The 20309-nt window shown below is 38.2% G+C and carries 19 protein-coding genes; 16 read left to right on the top strand and 3 right to left on the bottom strand.

Annotated features, from left to right (window positions below; translation table 11 throughout):
* Position 1 precedes the first annotated feature (1 nt).
* Positions 2-874, top strand: a complete 873-nt coding sequence (locus DOK79_RS03165; protein WP_206856902.1) for a two-component system regulatory protein YycI — start codon at positions 2-4, stop codon at positions 872-874.
* A 54-nt stretch (positions 875-928) separates the two neighbouring features.
* Entirely contained in the window at positions 929-1738 is an 810-nt protein-coding gene (locus DOK79_RS03160; protein ID WP_206856900.1) for an MBL fold metallo-hydrolase, read from the top strand.
* A gap of 104 nt (positions 1739-1842) precedes the next feature.
* On the opposite strand, the gene DOK79_RS03155 is transcribed toward DOK79_RS03160, so the two are convergent.
* Positions 1843-2505 carry a CPBP family intramembrane glutamic endopeptidase gene (locus DOK79_RS03155; protein WP_206856898.1) on the bottom strand — a complete coding sequence of 221 codons (663 nt, stop codon included), beginning with the start codon at positions 2503-2505 and terminating at the stop codon, positions 1843-1845.
* Positions 2506-3315: 810 nt separating this feature from the next.
* On the opposite strand from DOK79_RS03155, the gene groES reads away from it, so the two are divergent.
* From groES to DOK79_RS03120, 7 genes are all read left to right on the top strand, one after another.
* On the top strand, positions 3316-3600 hold the full coding sequence (groES, locus tag DOK79_RS03150; protein WP_206856896.1) for a co-chaperone GroES: 285 nt from the start codon (positions 3316-3318) through the stop codon (positions 3598-3600).
* Between the two features lie 36 nt (positions 3601-3636).
* Entirely contained in the window at positions 3637-5262 is a 1626-nt protein-coding gene (gene groL / locus DOK79_RS03145) for a chaperonin GroEL (protein WP_206856895.1), read from the top strand.
* 217 nt (positions 5263-5479) lie between these two features.
* Positions 5480-5605: a hypothetical protein gene (locus DOK79_RS03140; protein ID WP_277989382.1), complete on the top strand. Its 126-nt coding sequence runs from the start codon at positions 5480-5482 to the stop codon at positions 5603-5605.
* Between the two features lie 326 nt (positions 5606-5931).
* Positions 5932-6399 (top strand): type II TA system antitoxin MqsA family protein, encoded by a 468-nt coding sequence (locus DOK79_RS03135; protein WP_339092899.1) that lies wholly within the window; start codon positions 5932-5934, stop codon positions 6397-6399.
* A 397-nt stretch (positions 6400-6796) separates the two neighbouring features.
* Positions 6797-8203, top strand: coding sequence for a PTS sugar transporter subunit IIC (locus DOK79_RS03130; RefSeq protein WP_206856890.1), 1407 nt, complete (start codon positions 6797-6799; stop codon positions 8201-8203).
* Positions 8204-8275: 72 nt separating this feature from the next.
* Positions 8276-8548 carry a hypothetical protein gene (locus DOK79_RS03125; protein ID WP_206856888.1) on the top strand — a complete coding sequence of 91 codons (273 nt, stop codon included), beginning with the start codon at positions 8276-8278 and terminating at the stop codon, positions 8546-8548.
* A 16-nt stretch (positions 8549-8564) separates the two neighbouring features.
* Positions 8565-9485, top strand: a complete 921-nt coding sequence (locus DOK79_RS03120) for a LacI family DNA-binding transcriptional regulator (RefSeq protein ID WP_206856887.1) — start codon at positions 8565-8567, stop codon at positions 9483-9485.
* Between the two features lie 42 nt (positions 9486-9527).
* Here DOK79_RS03120 and DOK79_RS03115 read toward each other — a convergent pair whose 3' ends face one another.
* Positions 9528-10280 carry a MerR family transcriptional regulator gene (locus DOK79_RS03115; RefSeq protein WP_206856886.1) on the bottom strand — a complete coding sequence of 251 codons (753 nt, stop codon included), beginning with the start codon at positions 10278-10280 and terminating at the stop codon, positions 9528-9530.
* A 184-nt stretch (positions 10281-10464) separates the two neighbouring features.
* On the opposite strand from DOK79_RS03115, the gene DOK79_RS03110 reads away from it, so the two are divergent.
* From DOK79_RS03110 to nadE, 3 genes are all read left to right on the top strand, one after another.
* Positions 10465-10824 (top strand): DUF1827 family protein, encoded by a 360-nt coding sequence (locus tag DOK79_RS03110; RefSeq protein WP_206856885.1) that lies wholly within the window; start codon positions 10465-10467, stop codon positions 10822-10824.
* Between the two features lie 384 nt (positions 10825-11208).
* The gene (locus DOK79_RS03105) at positions 11209-12681 is read left to right on the top strand and encodes a nicotinate phosphoribosyltransferase (protein ID WP_206856884.1); all 1473 of its coding nucleotides are present in this window, start codon (positions 11209-11211) and stop codon (positions 12679-12681) included.
* 12 nt (positions 12682-12693) lie between these two features.
* Complete coding sequence (gene nadE, locus DOK79_RS03100) at positions 12694-13521, top strand: ammonia-dependent NAD(+) synthetase (protein WP_206856883.1); 828 nt, start codon at positions 12694-12696, stop codon at positions 13519-13521.
* Between the two features lie 227 nt (positions 13522-13748).
* On the opposite strand, the gene DOK79_RS03095 is transcribed toward nadE, so the two are convergent.
* Positions 13749-14639, bottom strand: coding sequence for an ArsR/SmtB family transcription factor (locus DOK79_RS03095; RefSeq protein ID WP_019723205.1), 891 nt, complete (start codon positions 14637-14639; stop codon positions 13749-13751).
* Between the two features lie 204 nt (positions 14640-14843).
* On the opposite strand from DOK79_RS03095, the gene DOK79_RS03090 reads away from it, so the two are divergent.
* The 4 genes from DOK79_RS03090 (at position 14844) to DOK79_RS03075 (ending at position 20309) form a co-directional block, all read left to right on the top strand.
* Entirely contained in the window at positions 14844-16349 is a 1506-nt protein-coding gene (locus tag DOK79_RS03090) for an alpha-N-arabinofuranosidase (protein ID WP_206856876.1), read from the top strand.
* Between the two features lie 14 nt (positions 16350-16363).
* Positions 16364-17635, top strand: a complete 1272-nt coding sequence (locus DOK79_RS03085) for an ABC transporter substrate-binding protein (protein WP_206856875.1) — start codon at positions 16364-16366, stop codon at positions 17633-17635.
* Positions 17636-18537: 902 nt separating this feature from the next.
* On the top strand, positions 18538-19434 hold the full coding sequence (locus DOK79_RS03080; RefSeq protein WP_206856873.1) for a carbohydrate ABC transporter permease: 897 nt from the start codon (positions 18538-18540) through the stop codon (positions 19432-19434).
* A gap of 11 nt (positions 19435-19445) precedes the next feature.
* Positions 19446-20309, top strand: coding sequence for a carbohydrate ABC transporter permease (locus DOK79_RS03075; protein ID WP_206856872.1), 864 nt, complete (start codon positions 19446-19448; stop codon positions 20307-20309).

Here is a 20309-nt window from a genome sequence, read left to right as displayed (position 1 = left end):
TATGGATTTCAAAAAAATTGAATGGATTTTCTTCGTCGCCTTTTTAGGTTTGAATGTCTTTTTGTTTAGCAGCTATCATGAAGCAATCAATCAAGAGCATACAGTTATACGATCGGATCAGACTGAAACGATCCAAAAGCGTTTAGCAAATGATGATATTACCTATACTGGAGATTTTTCTTCAGAAAGTAAACAAGGATACTATTTAAGTGCAGAAGAAACAGAACTCAGTCAAGCATTATTTAAGCATCGTCAAGAAAACAATCGACGTGGCCTTTTAGAGAGTGGGGTTTCGATCAACGATAATATATTGACTAAAACATTAACGGACTCTGAAGGGGAAAGTAACGCACTTGATCCAGATCGTATGGCGAGCTCACTCAATGACTTTTTGGATAATGAAGAAGATGTTTTATTTGGCAGCGAGTATATTTACATGAAAAATTTTTCTGTGTTAGAAGGTGATTCTCCTGAAATCACGGCAAGTCAAACCTATGAAGGGCTACCATTTTATGATGATACAGCGAAGATCATTTTCTCGCTCGAAAAAAAGGGGGATGAGTATCGTATTTCAAAGTTTACACAAACCCACTTATCGAGTATTGAACAATTGCGGGAAAAAACAGAATTACATACAGAAGAAGAAGCTATCAATACATTGTATGTAAATAATAAAATCTCCCGAGGTTCTAAAATTCTTTGGCGTCAGTTGGCCTACTCTCGTATTTTGAAAGTACGTGAGAAAAATGTGTATGTCCCAGTATGGTATGTCGCAATTGAAACCCCGGATAAAACGTATCAGATCGAAACGGTCAATGCGTTCAGTAATACGATTATTACAAATAATGCGATCCCAAAGGTGGAAGATCATTAAAAAAGTAGGTATAATGAAAAAAGTTTACAAAGTAAGAAGGGAAGTAGTAGTAAAATGGCTGAAGGAAATACAGCTTTTAAAATCAGTATCCTTGCAAGTGGGAGTTCAGGAAACTCATTATACATCGAGAGTGACAAAAAGCGACTCTTAGTAGATGCAGGACTGAGTGGGAAAAAAATTACTTCCTTGATGGCACAGATCGGACGGACACCGGATCAATTAGACGGTATCCTTGTTACGCATGAACATCGGGATCATATCCACGGTGTAGGTGTTTTGGCTCGTAAGTACCATTTAGATATCTATGCAAATGAAAAAACATGGGAAGCCATGGCACCGATGATCGGGAATGTTCCAATCGAACAAAAGCATCTGTTTCAGATGGGAAAAGTCCAAACATTTGGTGATTTAGATATCGAAAGTTTCGGGGTGTCTCATGATGCAGCTTCACCACAATTCTATCGCTTCCATAAAGAGAATCGTTCGTTTGTGATGTTGACGGATACAGGTTACTGTAGTGATCATATGCGAGGAATCATTGAAAATGCCGATGGCTATTTGATGGAAAGCAATCATGACTTAGAAATGTTGCGCATGGGTCCTTATCCATGGAACTTGAAACAACGTATTTTAGGTGATCGTGGTCATTTATCCAATGAAGACGGCGCACTAGTCATGACAGATGTCATTGGAGATCGTACAAAACGTATCTATCTAGGACATTTAAGTAAAGAAAACAATATGAAAGAATTGGCTCATCTGACGATGGAAAATATTCTTAAAGAAAAAGATCTGGGCGTTGGATACGATTTCGATGTGTATGATACGGATCCAGATGCTGCAACAGAATTATTCTCCATTTAATCAAGAGTCTGTGACGGTAAATATCAGCGCCTATACAAAAAGCGGTAGATCCGAAAATTTTAAGGAAATTTCGGATCTACCCTTTTTTTGTTTTGTAGAGTTACTTAGATCAAACCTCTTTGTATAGCCAGCTGAACGAAGACAACTAAAGTGTTCATACCAATGTGCGTGATCATTGGCGTCCAGATTCGGCCAGTCGAACGATATTGTAAACTAAAGAAAAATCCTAAAAAGAAGTAGACCAATAAATGCCCATCATTATGTGCCAAGGCAAAAAGGAATGAGCTGACACCCGCACCTACCCAAAAGTTTGTATAATGACCGACGATTCCTAGGATACTCCGACGGAACACAAATTCTTCCATGATTGGTCCTGCTATCGTGGTGGCGATAATAAAAGCAGGGGTGTCTAAAATCAATTGAATGATATTTTGCGTATTTTCAGATGGAGACACTTCTCCAAAAAAAAAGCTCTCGATCATCACGGCGATACTTTGTAAAATCAGAGCAATAAAGATACCGATGATTCCATATAGGAAGATTTTTGAGCGAGAAGCGACAGGTACTTTTGCTTCGATATCAATCGGTTCTTTATGCTTGTAGTACAAGAACCATAGAATCACTGCACCCAAAATATAGGTGATCGTTGTTGCATTGATCAAACCCGATGTTGAATTGACAAGTCCAACCGATGTCAAAAGCAAAGGTGAAACAAATACTAGACCGTAACAAAAAATGCTAAAAAAGCTGTATTTTTTTAATGACATAAAAAACCTCCTTGAGACAAGTGGATAACCAAGTGTAGTCATCTTCCTTGCTCGAATTAAATATAGCTGAAGTAACTTTTCCTCGAACTTTAGTGATTCAATGAAAATATATGTTACTAAACTTTATCTATTTTTCATTATACCATATCGGATTATTTCTCTGATTAGATAGTACTGATCGATTTTTTAGAAGTTTGATCAGCAGTGTTCCCAAGCCAGCTCCTTCAATAGTAAGTCAAAACTTGAAAAAATATGAGAAGCTATTTTCCCGCGTTCTGCCTTAATACTTGGAGCTGAACGGCTTTCTCACAACCTGTGATAAACGGTGTTCAAGAAGCAACACTTCAATAATAAGCCAAAAAAATCAAAAATGAAAAAGCCATTTTCGATTTTTCTGTCTTATTACTCAGTGCTGAGCGCTTCTTTCACAACCTTGATAAACGGTGTTCGCAAAGCTGACCTTCAACATTAAGCTGAAAAATCAAAAAATATGAGAAGCTATTTTCTGATTTTCCAGCTTACTGCTCAGGTCAAAACGCTTTTCTCACAACCTTGATAAACGGTGTTCGAAAGCCAGCTCCTTCAATATTAAGTCAAAACGTGAAAAAATATGGGGAGCTATTTTCCCACATTTTGCCTTAATACTTGGAGCTGGACGGCTTTCTCACAACCTAGTAAAAAAAATTTTTTTCTATGATTTAAAAAGCTTGCAAATGAATAGGAGAATGAGTATTATTAAAAATGTAGGTTAGCACTCGATGTGATAGAGTGCTAATGGATTCAAAAAAAGAGTTATCGGAGGGATTTATCGTGTTAAAACCATTAGGTGATCGCGTCATCATTGAAGTCGCGCAAGAAGAAGAAAAAACTGTTGGAGGAATCGTTTTAGCTTCATCAGCGAAAGAGAAACCTCAAACTGGAACAGTTGTAGCAGTGGGTGAGGGACGTTTGCTAGAAAACGGTGAAAAAGTTCCTACAGCTGTCAAAGCAGGCGACCAAGTAATGTTTGAAAAATATGCCGGTACAGAAGTGAAATTCGAAGGAACAGAATATTTGATCGTCTCTGGAAAAGATATCATGGCGATTGTTGAGTAATTACGAAACAAAAATAATTGATGAGGTGACGAAAAAATGGCAAAAGAATTGAAATTTGCAGAAGATGCACGTGCAGCAATGTTACGTGGTGTAGATAAATTAGCGGATACAGTAAAAGTGACATTAGGACCAAAAGGCCGCAATGTCGTTTTAGAAAAATCATATGGCTCTCCATTGATCACAAACGATGGTGTGACAATTGCAAAAGAAATCGAATTAGAAGATCATTTTGAAAACATGGGTGCAAAACTTGTCTCAGAAGTTGCATCTAAAACAAATGATATCGCTGGTGACGGTACAACAACTGCGACTGTATTGACACAAGCAATTGTTCGTGAAGGCTTGAAAAACGTAACAGCTGGTGCGAACCCATTAGGCATTCGTCGTGGGATCGAATTAGCAACTAAATCAGCAGTCGAAGAATTACACAACATCTCAACTGTGGTTGATTCAAAAGAAGCAATTGCACAAGTTGCGGCTGTTTCTTCTGGTTCAGAACAAGTAGGTCGTTTGATTGCAGATGCAATGGAAAAAGTCGGCAACGACGGTGTTATCACAATCGAAGAATCTAAAGGGATCGAAACAGAATTAGATGTCGTAGAAGGTATGCAATTTGACCGTGGTTACTTATCACAATATATGGTAACAGACAACGACAAAATGGAAGCTGTTTTAGAAAATCCATACTTGTTGATCACTGACAAGAAAATTTCAAATATCCAAGATATCTTACCTTTATTAGAACAAATCTTACAACAATCACGACCTTTATTGATCATTGCCGATGATGTAGACGGAGAAGCTTTACCAACATTGGTATTGAACAAAATCCGTGGTACATTCAACGTTGTAGCTGTAAAAGCACCAGGATTTGGTGACCGTCGTAAAGCAATGTTAGAAGATATTGCTGTCTTGACTGGTGGAACAGTGATCACTGATGATTTAGGGCTAGAATTGAAAGATGCAACAATCGAAAACTTAGGGAATGCTTCAAAAGTAGTTGTGGATAAAGACAACACAACGATCGTTGAAGGTTCAGGCGATAAAACAGCCATCGATGCACGTGTTCAATTGATCAAAAACCAAATCGCTGAAACAACTTCAGACTTTGACCGTGAAAAATTACAAGAACGCTTAGCAAAACTTGCTGGCGGAGTAGCTGTCGTGAAAGTCGGAGCAGCAACTGAAACAGAATTAAAAGAATTGAAACTACGTATTGAGGACGCGTTGAACGCTACTCGTGCTGCCGTTGAAGAAGGTATGGTCTCTGGTGGTGGTACAGCATTAGTGAACGTGATCAACAAAGTAGCAGCAATCGAAGCAGAAGGCGACGTAGCAACAGGAATCAAGATCGTTACTCGTGCGTTAGAAGAACCAATTCGTCAAATTGCTGAAAATGCTGGTTATGAAGGATCAGTCATCGTTGATAAATTGAAAAATGTTGATTTAGGAACAGGATTCAATGCAGCAACTGGTGAATGGGTAAACATGGTGGAAGCCGGAATCGTAGACCCAACAAAAGTAACTCGTTCAGCATTACAAAATGCAGCATCTGTTTCTGCATTACTGTTAACAACTGAAGCAGTTGTTGCAGACAAACCAGAACCAGCAGCACCTGCTGCACCTGCAATGGACCCATCAATGATGGGCGGCATGATGTAGGAGTACTGGTAAAAACATCATATTGTATCGACCTGCTAGAGTCAGCTCTTGACTCTAATAGGTCGATTTTTTTTGCTAAGCAAGGCTATTACAAATTTGGTATCTTTATGGGCAAAAATTTAGGTTTTAGGATTGCTTTATATTACCATGCATGGTTTAATATATGAAAAGATGTTACTGTACGATAACAAATTATCTCTTGTGGAGGAGGTTCAGAATGGCAAATACTGATTTGATGCTCGTTAAGAAAAAGTACACAGTAGAAAAATTCTTACAAGAATTAAAAAAGAGAGTATATCGCAGGAAATTTTCAGTTCATCAGAAGAAGAAATCAAAAAATTGATTACTTGAGAAGTTTTGGATGGACACCAACCATCTTTTTTGAGTACCTTTGCGATAATTTGTCTTACAAAGATTTTTTGAATGGTCCAGTATGTGATTATAATGGAACACCAGGGGATATATGGGAGTTTGGGAAGTACATAAATGAAATCGAATTTTACATAAAAATCAAATCTTATAAAGGAATGAAATGTCTTTCTTTTCATGAGGCAACTATGCCTTGTATTTATCATTTGAGAAGGGTGTAGTAAAGTGAATAATTATTTTTGCGAAGCGTGTGGTATTGATTCAAGTTTTACTAGGACGACGCTTGTAGAGTATACGACGGTGAAAGAATTAGATTTTAAAAATACACACACATATTATAAGTGTGATAAGTGCGGAGAAATGTTTGAACCATTTGATAATTATGATTTAAATTATTTATCTGATTATGAAAAATATTGTGAAATCAAAGGTTTATTGACTTATAAAGAAATAAAGGCAATTCGTAAAACTTATGGTCTTAGTCAAAGAGATCTCAGTAAACTTTTAGCAATTAGTCATGCAACTATTTCAAGACTAGAAAAAGGTGAAATTCTATCTGAGCAACAAGATGTATTATTCCGATTAGTCGCTGAACCTTATGCGTTTTATAAATCGATAGTTAGAACTAGAAAACATGTATTAAAAAAAGAAGTAGCTGAAAGGTTAGAAGAAAGATTAAAATATTTGATTGCCGATGACTATGTAGAACACAAAAAAGAAGCTGAAAAGTGGTATGAGCAAGTAAACGAAAAGAAAAAGATTATCTAAATTTTTCCTCATTTGAATTTAAAATCGAGTCTGATTATCACTGGAGAAATAATCTTTAGATATAATAAGAAAAAAAGATTTATCTATTGTGTGAAAATAGATAGATCTTTTTTTGTGATTATTCGTTATAAAGTCACAAGCGATTGGTATTTTAAATGCGGGATAATTATCATCTAATACAAATCTTTTAAGTAATAAATCGATAGAATGACGCTTTAATTTGTCAGTTTTTTTGTCTATTTATTTCGCATATATTATCTATGCCAGAAAATTCATTTCTCATCACTTTTCTTTTGTTATTTCTCTAGCGAATTTCACAAAGTTATGCTATATTTGTAATATCATTATAATGTATGCGCATTCATATTGATAGAGATTGAATTATAGGAGGATTAAGATGAATAAATTAATGGAATGGATGGAGAGATATATCTTGCCAGTTGCCACGAAAATTGGTTCGGAAAAGCATCTAGTCGCTTTACGTGATGCGTTTATCGGAACCATGCCGGCAACGATGGCGGGAGCTATTGCTGTGTTACTGAATGCGTTTATGCGTGACTTTCCTAATACGTATTTAGGAGAAGGAAACGCCATTACGACTTTCTTTACACCGGTTATTGGCGTCAATGGTTTGATTTGGAATGGGACGCTAGCAATCATGGCTGTCGTATTCGCACTGTCTTTAGGTGCAAACTTAGCAAAAGCATATGAAGTGGACCCTGTATCAGGAAGTATCGTATCATTAGTTGCATTTATTATTGGATTACCTGATGCTGCCACAGCTGTTTTGACGTTGCCAGAAAAATTGTCACAAGATGCGATGGACATGATCACTACAGCAGGTGGTGTGATTGCTGATGGTGCCGATGGTGGACAGACCCTTTCTATGGGCGCATGGGGTTATTTCAACTTTGGAAAATACATGGGCGGTTCTGGTCTATTTACAGCCATGATCTTTGGTTTTATTTCTGTCATCATTTTTGCGATATTGATGCGTAAAAAAATTATTATCAAAATGCCAGAATCAGTTCCACCGGCAGTTGCTCGAGCTTTTGCCGCAATTATTCCAGCAGTTGTTTCTTTATATGTTGTAGGTACGATCAATTATGTCTTTAGACAAACAGCAGGCGTACCATTGATCGACTGGATATCCGAAGCGATTCAAAAACCTTTGATGAACTTATCGCAAGGTTATGGGGCAGTCTTTATTATCGTATTATTGGTTCATGTTCTTTGGTTCTTTGGATTACATGGAACAAATATCATGTCGCCAGTGTTACAGACTCTTTATGGTACAGCGATGGTCGAAAATACCAATGCCTTTCAAAATAATGAACCGATCCCGTTCAAATGGGTAGCAGGTTCTTTTGAAGCATTTGTATGGCCTGGTGGTGCAGGTGTAACATTAGTACTGATTGTCATGATCTTATTTTTATCAAAACGAGCAGATTACAAAACGGTAGGTAAATTAGGGATTGCTCCAGGTTTGTTCAATATCAATGAACCAGTAATGTTTGGGCTACCAGTCGTATTGAATCCGTTGTTGATGATCCCATTCATCTTGGCGCCACTTGCAACTGCTACGATTGCTTACTTTGCGACAATGGCCGGTCTTGTTCGTCCGGTAGTAGTAAATGTGATTTGGGTCATGCCGACGATCATTAGTGGGTTCTTAGCAACAGCTGGTGATTGGCGCGCAATCGTCCTGACGATCGTCAATCTTTTAGTGGCTGCACTAATTTGGGCACCATTTATCTTGGCTGCTAACCGCTTAGATCCTAATCTAGGTGAACCAGAAGAATAAAAGAAGCAAACTCCTTGCTATGAGACGCGTTTCATACCGTATACTCAAAGCATAAATAAAGGAGGGCTTCTTATGAATACCTATATCAAAACAACACAAGGTTTAAAGAATCAATGTTTCTACGCATTTGTCGAGTTTAAAGATTCCATGCTCGTGTTATCTAGTTTTCAAGGTCTTAATCGATCAGTAATCAGAAAAATCAATTTAGCAGATATTTCTGGCTTGACCAAGGATGATTATTGGGGCGGTCAACGAATCAGTTTTTACGATCAAGGAACGTTGTATCAATTTTTCGAATGTGGGCCAGCTGTGGTAGACTATCTACAAGAAAATCTTTTTGTATAGGTGGCGAACAGCAGTCATGGCAAACATCCGCGATATAGCCAAAAGAACAGGCTATTCTGTTTCAACGGTCTCTCGTGTAATCAATCAACATCCGTATGTTGATGAGACAAAGCGAGCAGAGATCTTGAAAGTGATCAAAGAATTAAATTATGTACCGAATGCGAATGCCAGACAACTAAGTTCTGGAAAAACAAAAAATATCGGTGTCATTTTACCATACACCAATCACCCATACTTTGATCAGCTATTAAGTGGAATCATTGAAGTCGCTTTTGGCGAAGGGTATAAAGTGACGTTATTACCAACAAACTATCAAATAACACGTGAGCAACAATATTTGGAAGAGTTTGCGGCAAAAGCATTTGACGGATTGATCATTACATCAAGAGCGAATCCCTTAGAATTGTTGCTTGATTATCAACAATACGGTCCTATCGTCTTTTGTGAAAAGATCGAAGGGTTAGAGACTATGAGTGTCTATATTGATCGAAAACAATCAATTACTGATGGGTTAACCTTTTTAAAAACTCAAGGAGTCAAACGCTTAGGTGTTACTTTGGGACGAACCGGACGATTAAGTTACAATTCGAAAATCACGTTGAAACTATGTAAAGAGATTTTTCCTGATTTTAACGAGACGGATGTTTACTGGCAGTGCATCGATACCGAACAAGGAAAACAGGCAGGGAAATTTTTTGAAGAACGAGGAATCGATGGTATTTTTACGAATTCAGATACGGTAGCGGCTGGTATTCTCCAAAGTTATCAAAATAAAAAAATTCCCATAGTTGGTCGGGAAAATATGCTGATCAGTGAGCTGTTGAATTTTTCGACGATCGACCATCATTTGAAACAATGTGGTGAAACCGCTTTTCGTTTGTTTTTGAATGGCACAATTGAACAGGTGAAAATTCCGTATACTTTTATTCAACGTTAGTAAAAAAAAGACAAATCTCAAAAAAGATTTGTCTTTTTTCTTTTACGCATTTGCTTGGATGATTTCATTCAATGCTTCCGCTGCCCCTTTGCCACTGCGAGAATCATAGTATTCAGTGAATCGTTCATCAGAGATATAAAGTATACCTAATCCTTTATGCGCTTCTGCTTGATAGGTTGGCCAACTAAACAATAACCATTTTTTATGTGCGTCAAAAATTTCTTTAGCGAGTGCCTGATTAGATTTATCAGACAGGTAAGTTGTTAAATCACTTAGTAATCGTTGTTCCACTGCTTGCATCTCTTGATACACTTCTTGCGACATGTTTTGCCATTGTTCGTTTGCTTTATCGATGGTTCCTTCTCCGTACTTCTCGCGGATTTCTTTACCATAATTTGTTTCGTTTTCTGTTAGTTTTTGTTTTTTAAAGCCTTCAAATTTTTCTTGATCAGTCATTTTTTTCCCTCCATCGTATTGTGCTAATGTTTGTTGGACCGTTGCCAGGAGAGTATCGATTTCTGCTCGTTTTTCCAATAGCTTTCTCTGATGATCGATGAGTGCACGTTGATGATCGAACGTAGGCTCATCTAACAATTCTCGAATTTGATTCAATGGAAAATCTAAGGAGCGATAAAATAAAATTTGTTGCAGGCGGTCGATTTCATTAGAACCATAGATGCGGTAACCTGCTGAGTTGATTCGTTTTGGTTTGAGGAGATCGATTTCATCATAAAAACGAAGTGTCCGACTGCTCACTCCTGAAAGCTGCGCCATTTTTTTGATTGTGTATTCCATTACTTTCCCTCCTGACAAAACTAGCATAATCCTTGACGTAACGAGAAGGTCAAGAAAAAAATCATCTTTTTTATCTGCTTGATTATATGTTATACTATTATCAAAAGAGAGGGAAATGAAATTGTTTTTTTAACCATTTATGAAAGCGATTCATTTTAAGCTAAAAAGAGAGAAGAGGATCACTATGAAATTGATTGAAACGCCGATAACAAGCAACTTGAATATCAAAACCTTTTATCCTAAAATCGTTGATTTCTTTTTTAGAAATTCTGCCATTCGATTTTATAAACTGTTTTCTCTTGATCGTACGCAAATTTTGTTGATTGATACGTTCGATCAAGTCCAATTAGTGATGATCAATACGAAAAAGAAAATTTCTAAACAAGAGATTGATTATGCCATCAAAAAAGTACTGAAAACAGAACGAGAATCTGTCAATATCCATGTAGGTGTCAAGCAAGAATTAGAACAAGCAGGGGTGAAGTTCAAGCGACCGAATAAGGACATCGTCATTGTAGAACAAGCGATTGCTGCGATCGCCTAGCAAAATAAATATGGCTAAGCTACTAGATAATCCCAAAAATGAATACAATAAAAAGTAAAGCGCTGAGATCCCAAGATAGTAGAATCTTTTGGGATTTTGGCTTTTTTTTAAATTTATCTTTTTACTCAGGTCAAAGCGCTTTTCTCACAACCTAGATAAACGGTGTTCGAAAGCCAACTCCTTCAATAGTAAGTCAGAACTTGAAAAAATATGAGAAGCTATTTTCTCAAGTTCTGACTTACTACTCGGAGCTACCCGGCTTTCTCACAACCTTCTGTCTTATTTCTTTACTTTATACAAAATAAAACAAGATTTCTTTTACCAGGGTATTTTTTTGTTATAATAGATAAGAAATGAAAATTGGCTTAGAGGAGCAATAAAAAGATGACGACAACTTACTCAGATGACAGTTTGACGCTACATACTGATCTTTACCAGATCAACATGATGCAGACATACTGGGAACTAGATAGAGCAGATAAACATGCAGTATTTGAATGTTACTTCCGCGAAATGCCATTCAATCATGGTTACGCTGTTTTTGCAGGGCTAGAACGGTTAGTAGACTACTTGGAAAATTTGACATTTACTGATACAGATATTGCGTATCTTCGTGAGATGGATGTATATCCAGAAGGCTTTTTGACATATTTACGTGAATTCAAATTCAAAGCGACTGTTCGTTCAGCTCGTGAAGGCGAGCTCGTTTTTGCGAATGAACCGTTGATCCAAGTAGAAGGTCCATTAGCCCATTGTCAATTAGTGGAAACAGCATTATTGAATATGGTAAACTTTCAAACGTTGATTGCAACGAAAGCAGCTCGTATCAAATCAGTGATCGGTGATGATCCATTATTAGAGTTTGGTACACGCCGTGCGCAAGAATTGGATGCTGCGGTTTGGGGTACTCGGGCAGCTTACATTGGTGGTGCTGATGCGACGAGTAATGTTCGGGCAGGAAAAATTTTTGGTATTCCAGCAAGTGGTACCCACGCACATTCTCTTGTTCAAAGTTATGGGAATGATTATGAAGCGTTTATGGCGTATGCAAAGACGCATAAAGATTGTGTTTTTCTAGTGGATACCTACGATACATTGAAATCTGGTGTTCCTAGTGCGATCCGTGTGGCGAAAGAACTTGGTGACAAAATCAACTTCCAAGGAGTGCGTATCGATAGTGGGGACATGGCGTATATCTCAAAAAGAGTCAGAGAACAACTAGATGCTGCTGGTTTTACAGAAGCGAAAATCTATGCCTCAAATGACTTAGATGAAGCGACTATTCTAAACTTGAAAATGCAAAAAGCAAAAATCGATGTTTGGGGCGTTGGGACGAAGCTGATTACAGCTTATGACCAACCTGCATTAGGTGCAGTCTTCAAGCTAGTATCGATTGAAAATGAAGAAGGCGAAATGATCGATACGATCAAATTATCCAGCAATGCAGAAAAAGTAACCACACCCGGTAAGAAACAAGTATGGCGTATCACTCGTAATTTTGATGGAAAATCAGAAGGTGATTATGTGACATTATGGGATGAAGATCCTCGTCAAGAAGAAGAGATTTTCATGTTCCACCCCACACATACATTTATCAATAAAACTGTTCGTGACTTTACTGCTCGGCCAATTTTACAAGATATTTTTGTGGAAGGAAAGAGAGTCTATGACTTACCGACTTTAGCAGAAATCAAAGAGTATACTAGAGGAAACCTAGATTCTCTTTGGGAAGAATACAAACGTGATTTGAATCCACAAAAATATCCAGTGGATTTATCCACAGATTGCTGGAATCATAAGATGGCAATCATGGAACGAATGAAAAAAAGCGTCACACAATTAACTAGCGAACTATAGGAGGAAGAGAAGATGAATCATTTACAACAAGCAATCATTGAAGAACTAGGCGTGAAATCGGTCATCGATCCTCAAAATGAAATTCGTGTCAGTATCGATTTTATGAAAGAATATTTGAAGAAAAATCCCTTCTTAAAAACGTTAGTATTAGGGATCAGTGGCGGACAAGACTCTACTTTAGCTGGACGTTTAGCGCAATTGGCGATGGAAGAAATGCGAGAAGAAACGAAAGATGACAGTTACCAATTCATCGCTGTACGGTTGCCATATGGCGAACAGGCGGATGAAGAAGATGCGAAAGCTGCGTTAGAATTTATCCAACCAGACGTCCAATTACGTGTAAATATCAAACCTGCAGTTGATGCACAAACACAAGCATTGACTGAAGCAGGTGTGGAAATCAGTGATTTCAATAAAGGAAACATCAAAGCACGTCAACGTATGATCACCCAATATGCGGTTGCTGGACAACGTGCAGGGGCTGTGATCGGTACCGACCATGCAGCTGAAAACATTACTGGGTTCTTTACAAAATATGGGGATGGCGGAGCAGATATCCTTCCGTTGTTCCGTTTGAATAAACGCCAAGGCAAAGCGCTATTGAAAGTCTTGAATGCACCAGAACATTTATACACAAAAATCCCAACGGCTGACCTAGAAGACGGCAAGCCAATGGTTGCGGATGAAGTCGCATTAGGCGTCACTTATGATGAAATCGACGACTATTTGGAAGGAAAAGAAATTCCAACAGATGCGCAACAAAAGATCGAACAATGGTGGAATAAAACACAACATAAACGTCATTTACCAATTTCGATCTTTGATGATTTTTGGAAATAAATGAAGTGAAAAAAAATCAAATAAACCGTGAATCCTTTGTTGAATAAGGGAATCACGGTTTCTTTTTGTTTTTGAAATTGATTAGGTTAAAACGCTTTTCTCACAACCTAGATAAACGGTGTTCAAAAAGCTGACCTTCAACATTAAGATGAAAAATCAAAAAATATGGAAAGCTATTTTCTGATTTTCCATCTTACTGCTCAGGTCAAAACGCTTTTTTCACAACCTCAACTATAATACACCTTCATCTTTATATCTTGGTCGTAGTTGCCGAAGCCTTTGCCAAATAAGGTGCAGCCGCCGACGTTTTTTGCGTCTTCTTTGACTTCGATGCGGAAAGTCCAGACATCTTCGTTTCTTGGGATGTCATTGATTGTGATTTCAGATAAAGGTTCACCGTTGATATTGGTCAAATGTTTGGTGATGCGGATCGTTTTCAACAATCCATACTGATTTAAGTTATCTGGATACCAGTCAGGTGTGTGTTTTCCGCGAATGTCTGCGAAATCTCCCGGACTTGTCCAGTTACCTAGTTCCACACCGTTTAAGCTAAATGTGATATCAGATGGCCAATTGTCATTGGAAAATGGAAATTCAGAAGAAAGTTCAACAGATAATTCTAACATTTCCAAAGTATCTTCTTCGTTCAAAAAATTCGGAGTTTGATATTCTACGAACCCGCTTGTAAACCATAAGATCCGTGCATCCATGCGACGTGGATCGGCAAAGTAACGTGGTTCATCGACTTTGCCAATAAAGTCATGGATCGTTGCCAGACCGCATGTCGGCTCGATTGAATAGCGAGTGTAATGACCAATAGGGATCGATGTTTCTTTTGTGTCAAACGCATTGAAGATTTTTTCTGGAAACGTGATGTTGATTTTATCGACACGTAAGCTGGAGATTTTTTTTTGGCCGATTTTCTCAGATTTGATGATGTTCGCTTCCTCAAGTTTTTTTACATGCATCGTCGTAATGGCACTACTGATTCCGAGTGCTTGGGCGAGCTCTTTGATATTCATTTTATTCTTTGAAAGTAGCTGGATGATTTTTATCCTTGTTTTACTAGCTAATGCTTCATAGACAGGTAACGATTCTTCGTTGATTTGTAGTTGCATGGTTTACACCTCATACTTAGGTTTTTTATTTAGTTTTATATTAACATAAATATTAATTTATAGCAGTTAAATATAATATAGATATTTATAATTAACAAATACATTAATTATTATACAATAATAATTTTATATTTAACAATATTATTATTGACAACGCTTTCAAAGAAAGATATGATTCACTTATGAATTAAAGGAGGGGAATATATGGATGCTGTAATGTCAGTTAGTCGTGGGCAAAAGATAGGGGAAATCGATCGTCGTTTGTATGGCTCGTTTATTGAACATATGGGACGTGCAGTATATGGGGGGATCTATCAACCGGATCATCCTACTGCAAATGACCAAGGATTTCGCCAAGATGTCATGGAGCTAGTCAAAGAATTATCTGTACCACTGATTCGTTACCCGGGTGGGAATTTTGTTTCTGGCTTCAATTGGGAAGACAGTGTGGGACCTGTAGAGGGGCGACCGAAAAGATTAGACCTTGCATGGCGTTCCTTAGAAACGAACCAAGTCGGTGTACATGAATTTGCTGCATGGTGTCAAGAAGTGGGTGCAGAGATCAATATGGCGGTCAATCTTGGGACTCGTGGTTTAGATGCGGCAAGAAATCTAGTCGAATATTGCAATTATCCCGGTGGTACTTATTGGAGTGAGAAAAGAAAAACGAATGGGCAAATCGAACCGTTTGCGATCAAGACTTGGTGTTTAGGAAATGAAATGGATGGGCCTTGGCAAATCGGTCATAAGACAGCAAAAGAGTATGGAAGGTTGGCAGAAGAAACGGCGAAAGCCATGAAACTTGTTGATGAGTCGATCGAAGTGGTTTTATGTGGCAGTTCCAATAGTCAAATGCCAACATTTGGCGAGTGGGAATTAACAGTCCTTGATCAAGCCTATGACCAAATCGATTATCTGTCATTTCATCAATATTATGGCAACCCTACAGATGATCTTGGAAACTACTTAGCTCGTTCACTGGATATGGATCAATTTATTTCAGGCGTTGTCGCAATGTGCGATGCGATAAAAGCGAAAAAACACAGCAAGAAACAAATCAATCTATCCTTTGATGAATGGAATATTTGGTACCATTCTGCGGAACATGATTTAACAGTCAAGCCATGGCAAGTTGCTCCGCCATTGTTAGAAGACCACTATAATTTTGAAGATGCCTTGGTGTTAGGCTGCTTGTTGATCACCTTATTGAAGCATGCCGATCGGGTGAAAATTGCTTGCCTGGCACAGCTTGTCAACGTGATTGCACCCATCATGACAGAAGAAGATGGTGAAGCTTGGCGACAAACGATCTATTATCCATTTATGCAAGTTGCTACATTAGGGCAAGGCGTGGCTTTACGACCTGAAATCACTGTAGATACGTATGCGACAAGTGAATTTGTCGCAGTCCCATATTTAGAAAGCATTGCGGTGATCGATGAGGAAAAAAATGAGTTGGTGATCTTTGCGGTGAATCGTGGAGAAGAGGAGATGCACTTGGATCTACATCTTCCTGACTTAGAGATTGCGGAAGTTATCGACTTTTCAGAGATGAGTGGGTACGTGATCAAAGCGGTCAATCAAGCTGGAAATGAGCAAATCAAACCAGTATCCTCTCAGGCGTATGAACGAAAAGAAAATCAGCTTCACTGTTTATTGAAACCGTTATCATGGAATGTGATCCGAACAAGCTTGACCCCGAAAAATTAAGGAGGAAATTCAACATGCGAGGAAAAAAATTCATTATTGGTTCATTATTGTTAGCTGCGACTGGAATATTAGGTGCTTGTGGTGGCGGTGCTTCATCTCAAAGTAACGAAGAAGGAGATGTCACCTTGACTTTTTGGAATGGGTTTACTGCTTCTGATGGGGAGATCTTGCAAGAAATCGTTAACGATTTTAATGAAAGTAATGACAAAAATATCAAGATCGAGATGGACGTGATGACTTGGGCGAACTTGAATGAAAAATTGCCAACGGCTATTTCTTCAAGAAAAGCGCCAGATTTTGTCGCACTGAATTACGCTGATTTTGCGCAATACGTTGAAAATGGTGCGGTGCAACCTATTGATGATTTCTGGGAATATGAAGGGGTGGATAAAGGAGACTTTCAAGACACCGCCATTGATCTAGGGACGGTCGATGAGCAACAATACTTCATCCCGATGCAGGTACAAGGGATGTACATGTATTGGAACAAAGAGCTATTCAAACAAGCAGGTATGGATGAAACGACACCACCAACGACTTGGACAGAATTGACAGAAATGGCACCACAACTAACAGATAGTAGTAAAAATGTTTCAGGTTTTGTTTTCAACAAAGATGGTACTGCTCCTCTTTACAACTGGATGTTGGCAAATGGTGGAAAACTTGTCAGCGATGATTATACAAAATCTGAGTTTGCTTCACCAGAAAACTTAGAAACATTAAAAGCAATCCAAAAAATGATCCACGTTGATAAAGCAGGGCCAGAATCGATTTCAGGAGCAGAAATGGATAATTTGATGAATGCTGGGCAGTTGTCGATTATCATCAATGGACCGTGGTTGAATAATGGCTTGAAAGCCAACGAGATCGATTATGGAGTGACGACCTTGCCACAAGCTAGTGCTGACGGTGAGAAAACCGCGATTTTAGATGGTGTGGGTTATGCCATTCCAGCAAGTACAGATAGCAATAAAAAAGAGGCGATTTACGAATTCCTAAAATATTGGAATACAAGCGAAATCGGTAAAAAGTGGAGCATTGAAAATGGCTTCCCTGCATATCTATCCTCTGTTGCAGAAGATGAAGAAGTAAAGAATGATCCTATCGTTTCGGAACTATCGAAACAAATGGAATATGCTGAACCTTTCCTCCCAGGATTCACGAAGATTGCAGCGATCAATAATGATATCATCAATCCGTTGATCGAAAAATTATTGGCGGGTGAAGATCCAGAGAAATTGATGAATGATGCAGATGATAAGATCAATGACTTATTGAAAGAATGATCGAGGAACAACTTCCCATGGCATCGAATCGACGAAGAGAACAGAAATGACCTCGTAGTAAATAAGGCGGAAGAGATTAAAATGGAAAGCAGTTTTTATCGCTTTCGCCTTATTTCATATAGGTCACAATTCCTATGTTTTTTTCTTGGTTTCATAGCTAGAGCTGTTTATTTAGGAAATCATTCGAATAAAAAAGAGGGGCTACAATAGCTAATTTAAATCTATAAATACCTATAAAATTAGTGGGTAATCTTTTAAATATGCGTATTTTAGTTTTGAGAGGAAAAAGTAGCACTCGATTTCGTTGAAGAATTTCCAATGAAAATGAATATACCAATTTACGAATTTCTTTCGCTGGTAAACTATCCTAATATCAAAGCTAGAGCAGTTCTATCGAATGGCAGCATCTACAAAAGCATTGACTAAATAGAAACAAATAAGCAAATTGAGCGCTTTTGCGTGGTTACAACGCAAAACTTCTCAAAAATACAAGATGAATAAGGAGGGAAACCGATTTGTCAAACTTGTAACATCTATAAATTAAAAAAATCGACAGATACATCGAAAACTAGCAAATCTTCGTCAGAACCACAGCCAGCAATCAACGACAAAAATCGTGAAAACCAAACGATCAAAAATCGTTGTAGAAACATTGGATGACAATACCAGTCTGAACTTAGCGAGTTATCGTGCTTGATCTACATGTTTTTAATCAAATTAAAATCGTAGAATGATAGGATTCGTTGTATCCGAATTGACGCCTGTGGAGTGTTAAATCAAACGAGAGTAGCGAGAACATGGCAAAATCGGACACAGAGAAACAGGAAATAAACATTGATCTGACAACTTTTATAGTTGGTTAGAAATATTTATAGATTTTTGGCAACGGGGAATAGACGAAAATGAAAGCATTATCCAGATATTGGAACCGACCGGATCGAGCGGCGTATTTGTTTTTAGTGCCATCCTTTTTGATTCTACTGTTATTCACAGTAGTACCGCTGATTGGTACATTCGCAATCAGTTTTACTGATTTGAACATCTTTTTTACTTCCAGAGAGTTTGTAGGCATGAGTAATTTTTTACGGATCTTTGAGGATGAACGTGCAGTCAATTCACTTTTGCATACATTGTATTTTACCTTACTTGAAACTCCTACACAGATTATCGTTGGCTTATTAGCAGCGGTTATTTTGTCGAAAAATACCCGTTTCAATCGTTTTTGTCGGTCAACATTTTATATTCCTGTGATTTGCTCGCTCACTTCTATTGCGATCATCTTTTCGATGTTGCTTGATCCAAACGTTGGAGCGATTCCTTATCTCTTTTCACAAGTAGGTTTGCCGATTCCGCAATTTTTCCGTGACCCAACCTTAGCGATGCCAACGGTGGCGCTTATGACAGTTTGGAAAAATTTCGGGGTCACCATGACGATCTTGATTACTGCAATTCAAGGGATTTCACCTTCGCTTTACGAATCGGCTCAAATGGATGGCGCAACGAATCGTCAACAATTCTTTAATATCACATTACCGCAGATCGTTCCATCCCTTGGTTTTTGTATATTGACCAATCTGATTGGTTCCATGCAAGTATTTGACCAAGTCTATGTGGCGACGAACGGTGGTCCACAGTTCAAAACGGAAACAGCTGTCCAATATATTTATAGTCGAGGTTTTACTGCACCGTATGAATTGGGCTATGCGTCCGCATTATCTTCCGTATTGTTTGTCATCGTTGCGGCGATCGCCATTTCGACAAACTTGTACATGGGCAGAAAAGAAAAACAAATGAAATAGGGGGAAACAAGATGCTTTCGGAAAGTTATACAGCAGTTGAAGCGAATCGACGGAAAAAGTTCGATGGGAAGAAATGGCTACGTGTCGTGGGAATGTTGCTTGTATTGTTGATTATTGCATTTCCTTTTTTATGGTTGATCATTTCCTCGTTCAAGTATGAAAAAGACATCATTTCATTTCCCCCGAGAATTTTTGCAGATGAATATACGTTTGACAATTATATCAAGGTCTGGACGACGATTCCGTTATTGGACTATATCAAAAACACTGTAATTTTTGCAGGTGGGACAGTGATCACTTCTGTGTTCTTTGATTCTCTCGCAGGATATGCGTTTGCACGAATGCGTTTCAAAGGGAAATCGGTGTTGTTTTACTTTGTTTTGTTAACGATGATGATCCCTTTTCAAGTCTTCATGATCCCACTGTTTATCCAAGCGAATTTTCTAGGCATGTTAGACACGTATGCCGGATTGATCATTCCTAGGATGACTACTGCTTTTGGGATATTTATGATGCGGTCGTTCTTTGTGACCTTACCTGATTCATTGGAAGAGGCCGCACGTATCGATGGTTTGAGTGAGTTCAAGATTTTCTTGAAGATCATGTTGCCGTTGAGTAAGCCGACACTGTTGTCATTGGCGATTTTCACGCTGATGAACAGTTGGAATGACTTACTTTACCCATTGATCTTGACAACAAGTTCGAGAATGCGGACGTTGCCTGCGGGATTGGCGTTATTCACGGGACAAAACATCTCGTTTTATGGACCAGTAATGGCTGGAACAGTGATTTCGATGTTACCGTTATTGATTATTTATGTTTTTGCTCAAAAATACTTTGTACAAGGAACTGCTATGTCTGGCATGAAAGAGTGA

The organism is Enterococcus sp. DIV1094, from assembly GCF_017316305.2.
Taxonomy (GTDB): domain Bacteria; phylum Bacillota; class Bacilli; order Lactobacillales; family Enterococcaceae; genus Enterococcus_B; species Enterococcus_B mangumiae.
Note: the sequence above shows the minus strand (reverse complement) of the source record. Positions and strands in the feature narration are given on the sequence as shown.

Coding starts and splice junctions, on each gene's coding strand:
- DOK79_RS03165 (WP_206856902.1), top strand. CDS start 2: ATGGATTTCAAAAAAATTGAATGGATTTTCTTCGTCGCCTTTTTAGGT.
- DOK79_RS03160 (WP_206856900.1), top strand. CDS start 929: ATGGCTGAAGGAAATACAGCTTTTAAAATCAGTATCCTTGCAAGTGGG.
- DOK79_RS03155 (WP_206856898.1), bottom strand. CDS start 2,505: ATGTCATTAAAAAAATACAGCTTTTTTAGCATTTTTTGTTACGGTCTA.
- groL (WP_206856895.1), top strand. CDS start 3,637: ATGGCAAAAGAATTGAAATTTGCAGAAGATGCACGTGCAGCAATGTTA.
- DOK79_RS03140 (WP_277989382.1), top strand. CDS start 5,480: ATGGCAAATACTGATTTGATGCTCGTTAAGAAAAAGTACACAGTAGAA.
- DOK79_RS03130 (WP_206856890.1), top strand. CDS start 6,797: ATGAATAAATTAATGGAATGGATGGAGAGATATATCTTGCCAGTTGCC.
- DOK79_RS03125 (WP_206856888.1), top strand. CDS start 8,276: ATGAATACCTATATCAAAACAACACAAGGTTTAAAGAATCAATGTTTC.
- DOK79_RS03120 (WP_206856887.1), top strand. CDS start 8,565: ATGGCAAACATCCGCGATATAGCCAAAAGAACAGGCTATTCTGTTTCA.
- DOK79_RS03115 (WP_206856886.1), bottom strand. CDS start 10,280: ATGGAATACACAATCAAAAAAATGGCGCAGCTTTCAGGAGTGAGCAGT.
- DOK79_RS03110 (WP_206856885.1), top strand. CDS start 10,465: ATGAAATTGATTGAAACGCCGATAACAAGCAACTTGAATATCAAAACC.
- DOK79_RS03105 (WP_206856884.1), top strand. CDS start 11,209: ATGACGACAACTTACTCAGATGACAGTTTGACGCTACATACTGATCTT.
- nadE (WP_206856883.1), top strand. CDS start 12,694: ATGAATCATTTACAACAAGCAATCATTGAAGAACTAGGCGTGAAATCG.
- DOK79_RS03095 (WP_019723205.1), bottom strand. CDS start 14,639: ATGCAACTACAAATCAACGAAGAATCGTTACCTGTCTATGAAGCATTA.
- DOK79_RS03090 (WP_206856876.1), top strand. CDS start 14,844: ATGGATGCTGTAATGTCAGTTAGTCGTGGGCAAAAGATAGGGGAAATC.
- DOK79_RS03085 (WP_206856875.1), top strand. CDS start 16,364: ATGCGAGGAAAAAAATTCATTATTGGTTCATTATTGTTAGCTGCGACT.
- DOK79_RS03080 (WP_206856873.1), top strand. CDS start 18,538: ATGAAAGCATTATCCAGATATTGGAACCGACCGGATCGAGCGGCGTAT.
- DOK79_RS03075 (WP_206856872.1), top strand. CDS start 19,446: ATGCTTTCGGAAAGTTATACAGCAGTTGAAGCGAATCGACGGAAAAAG.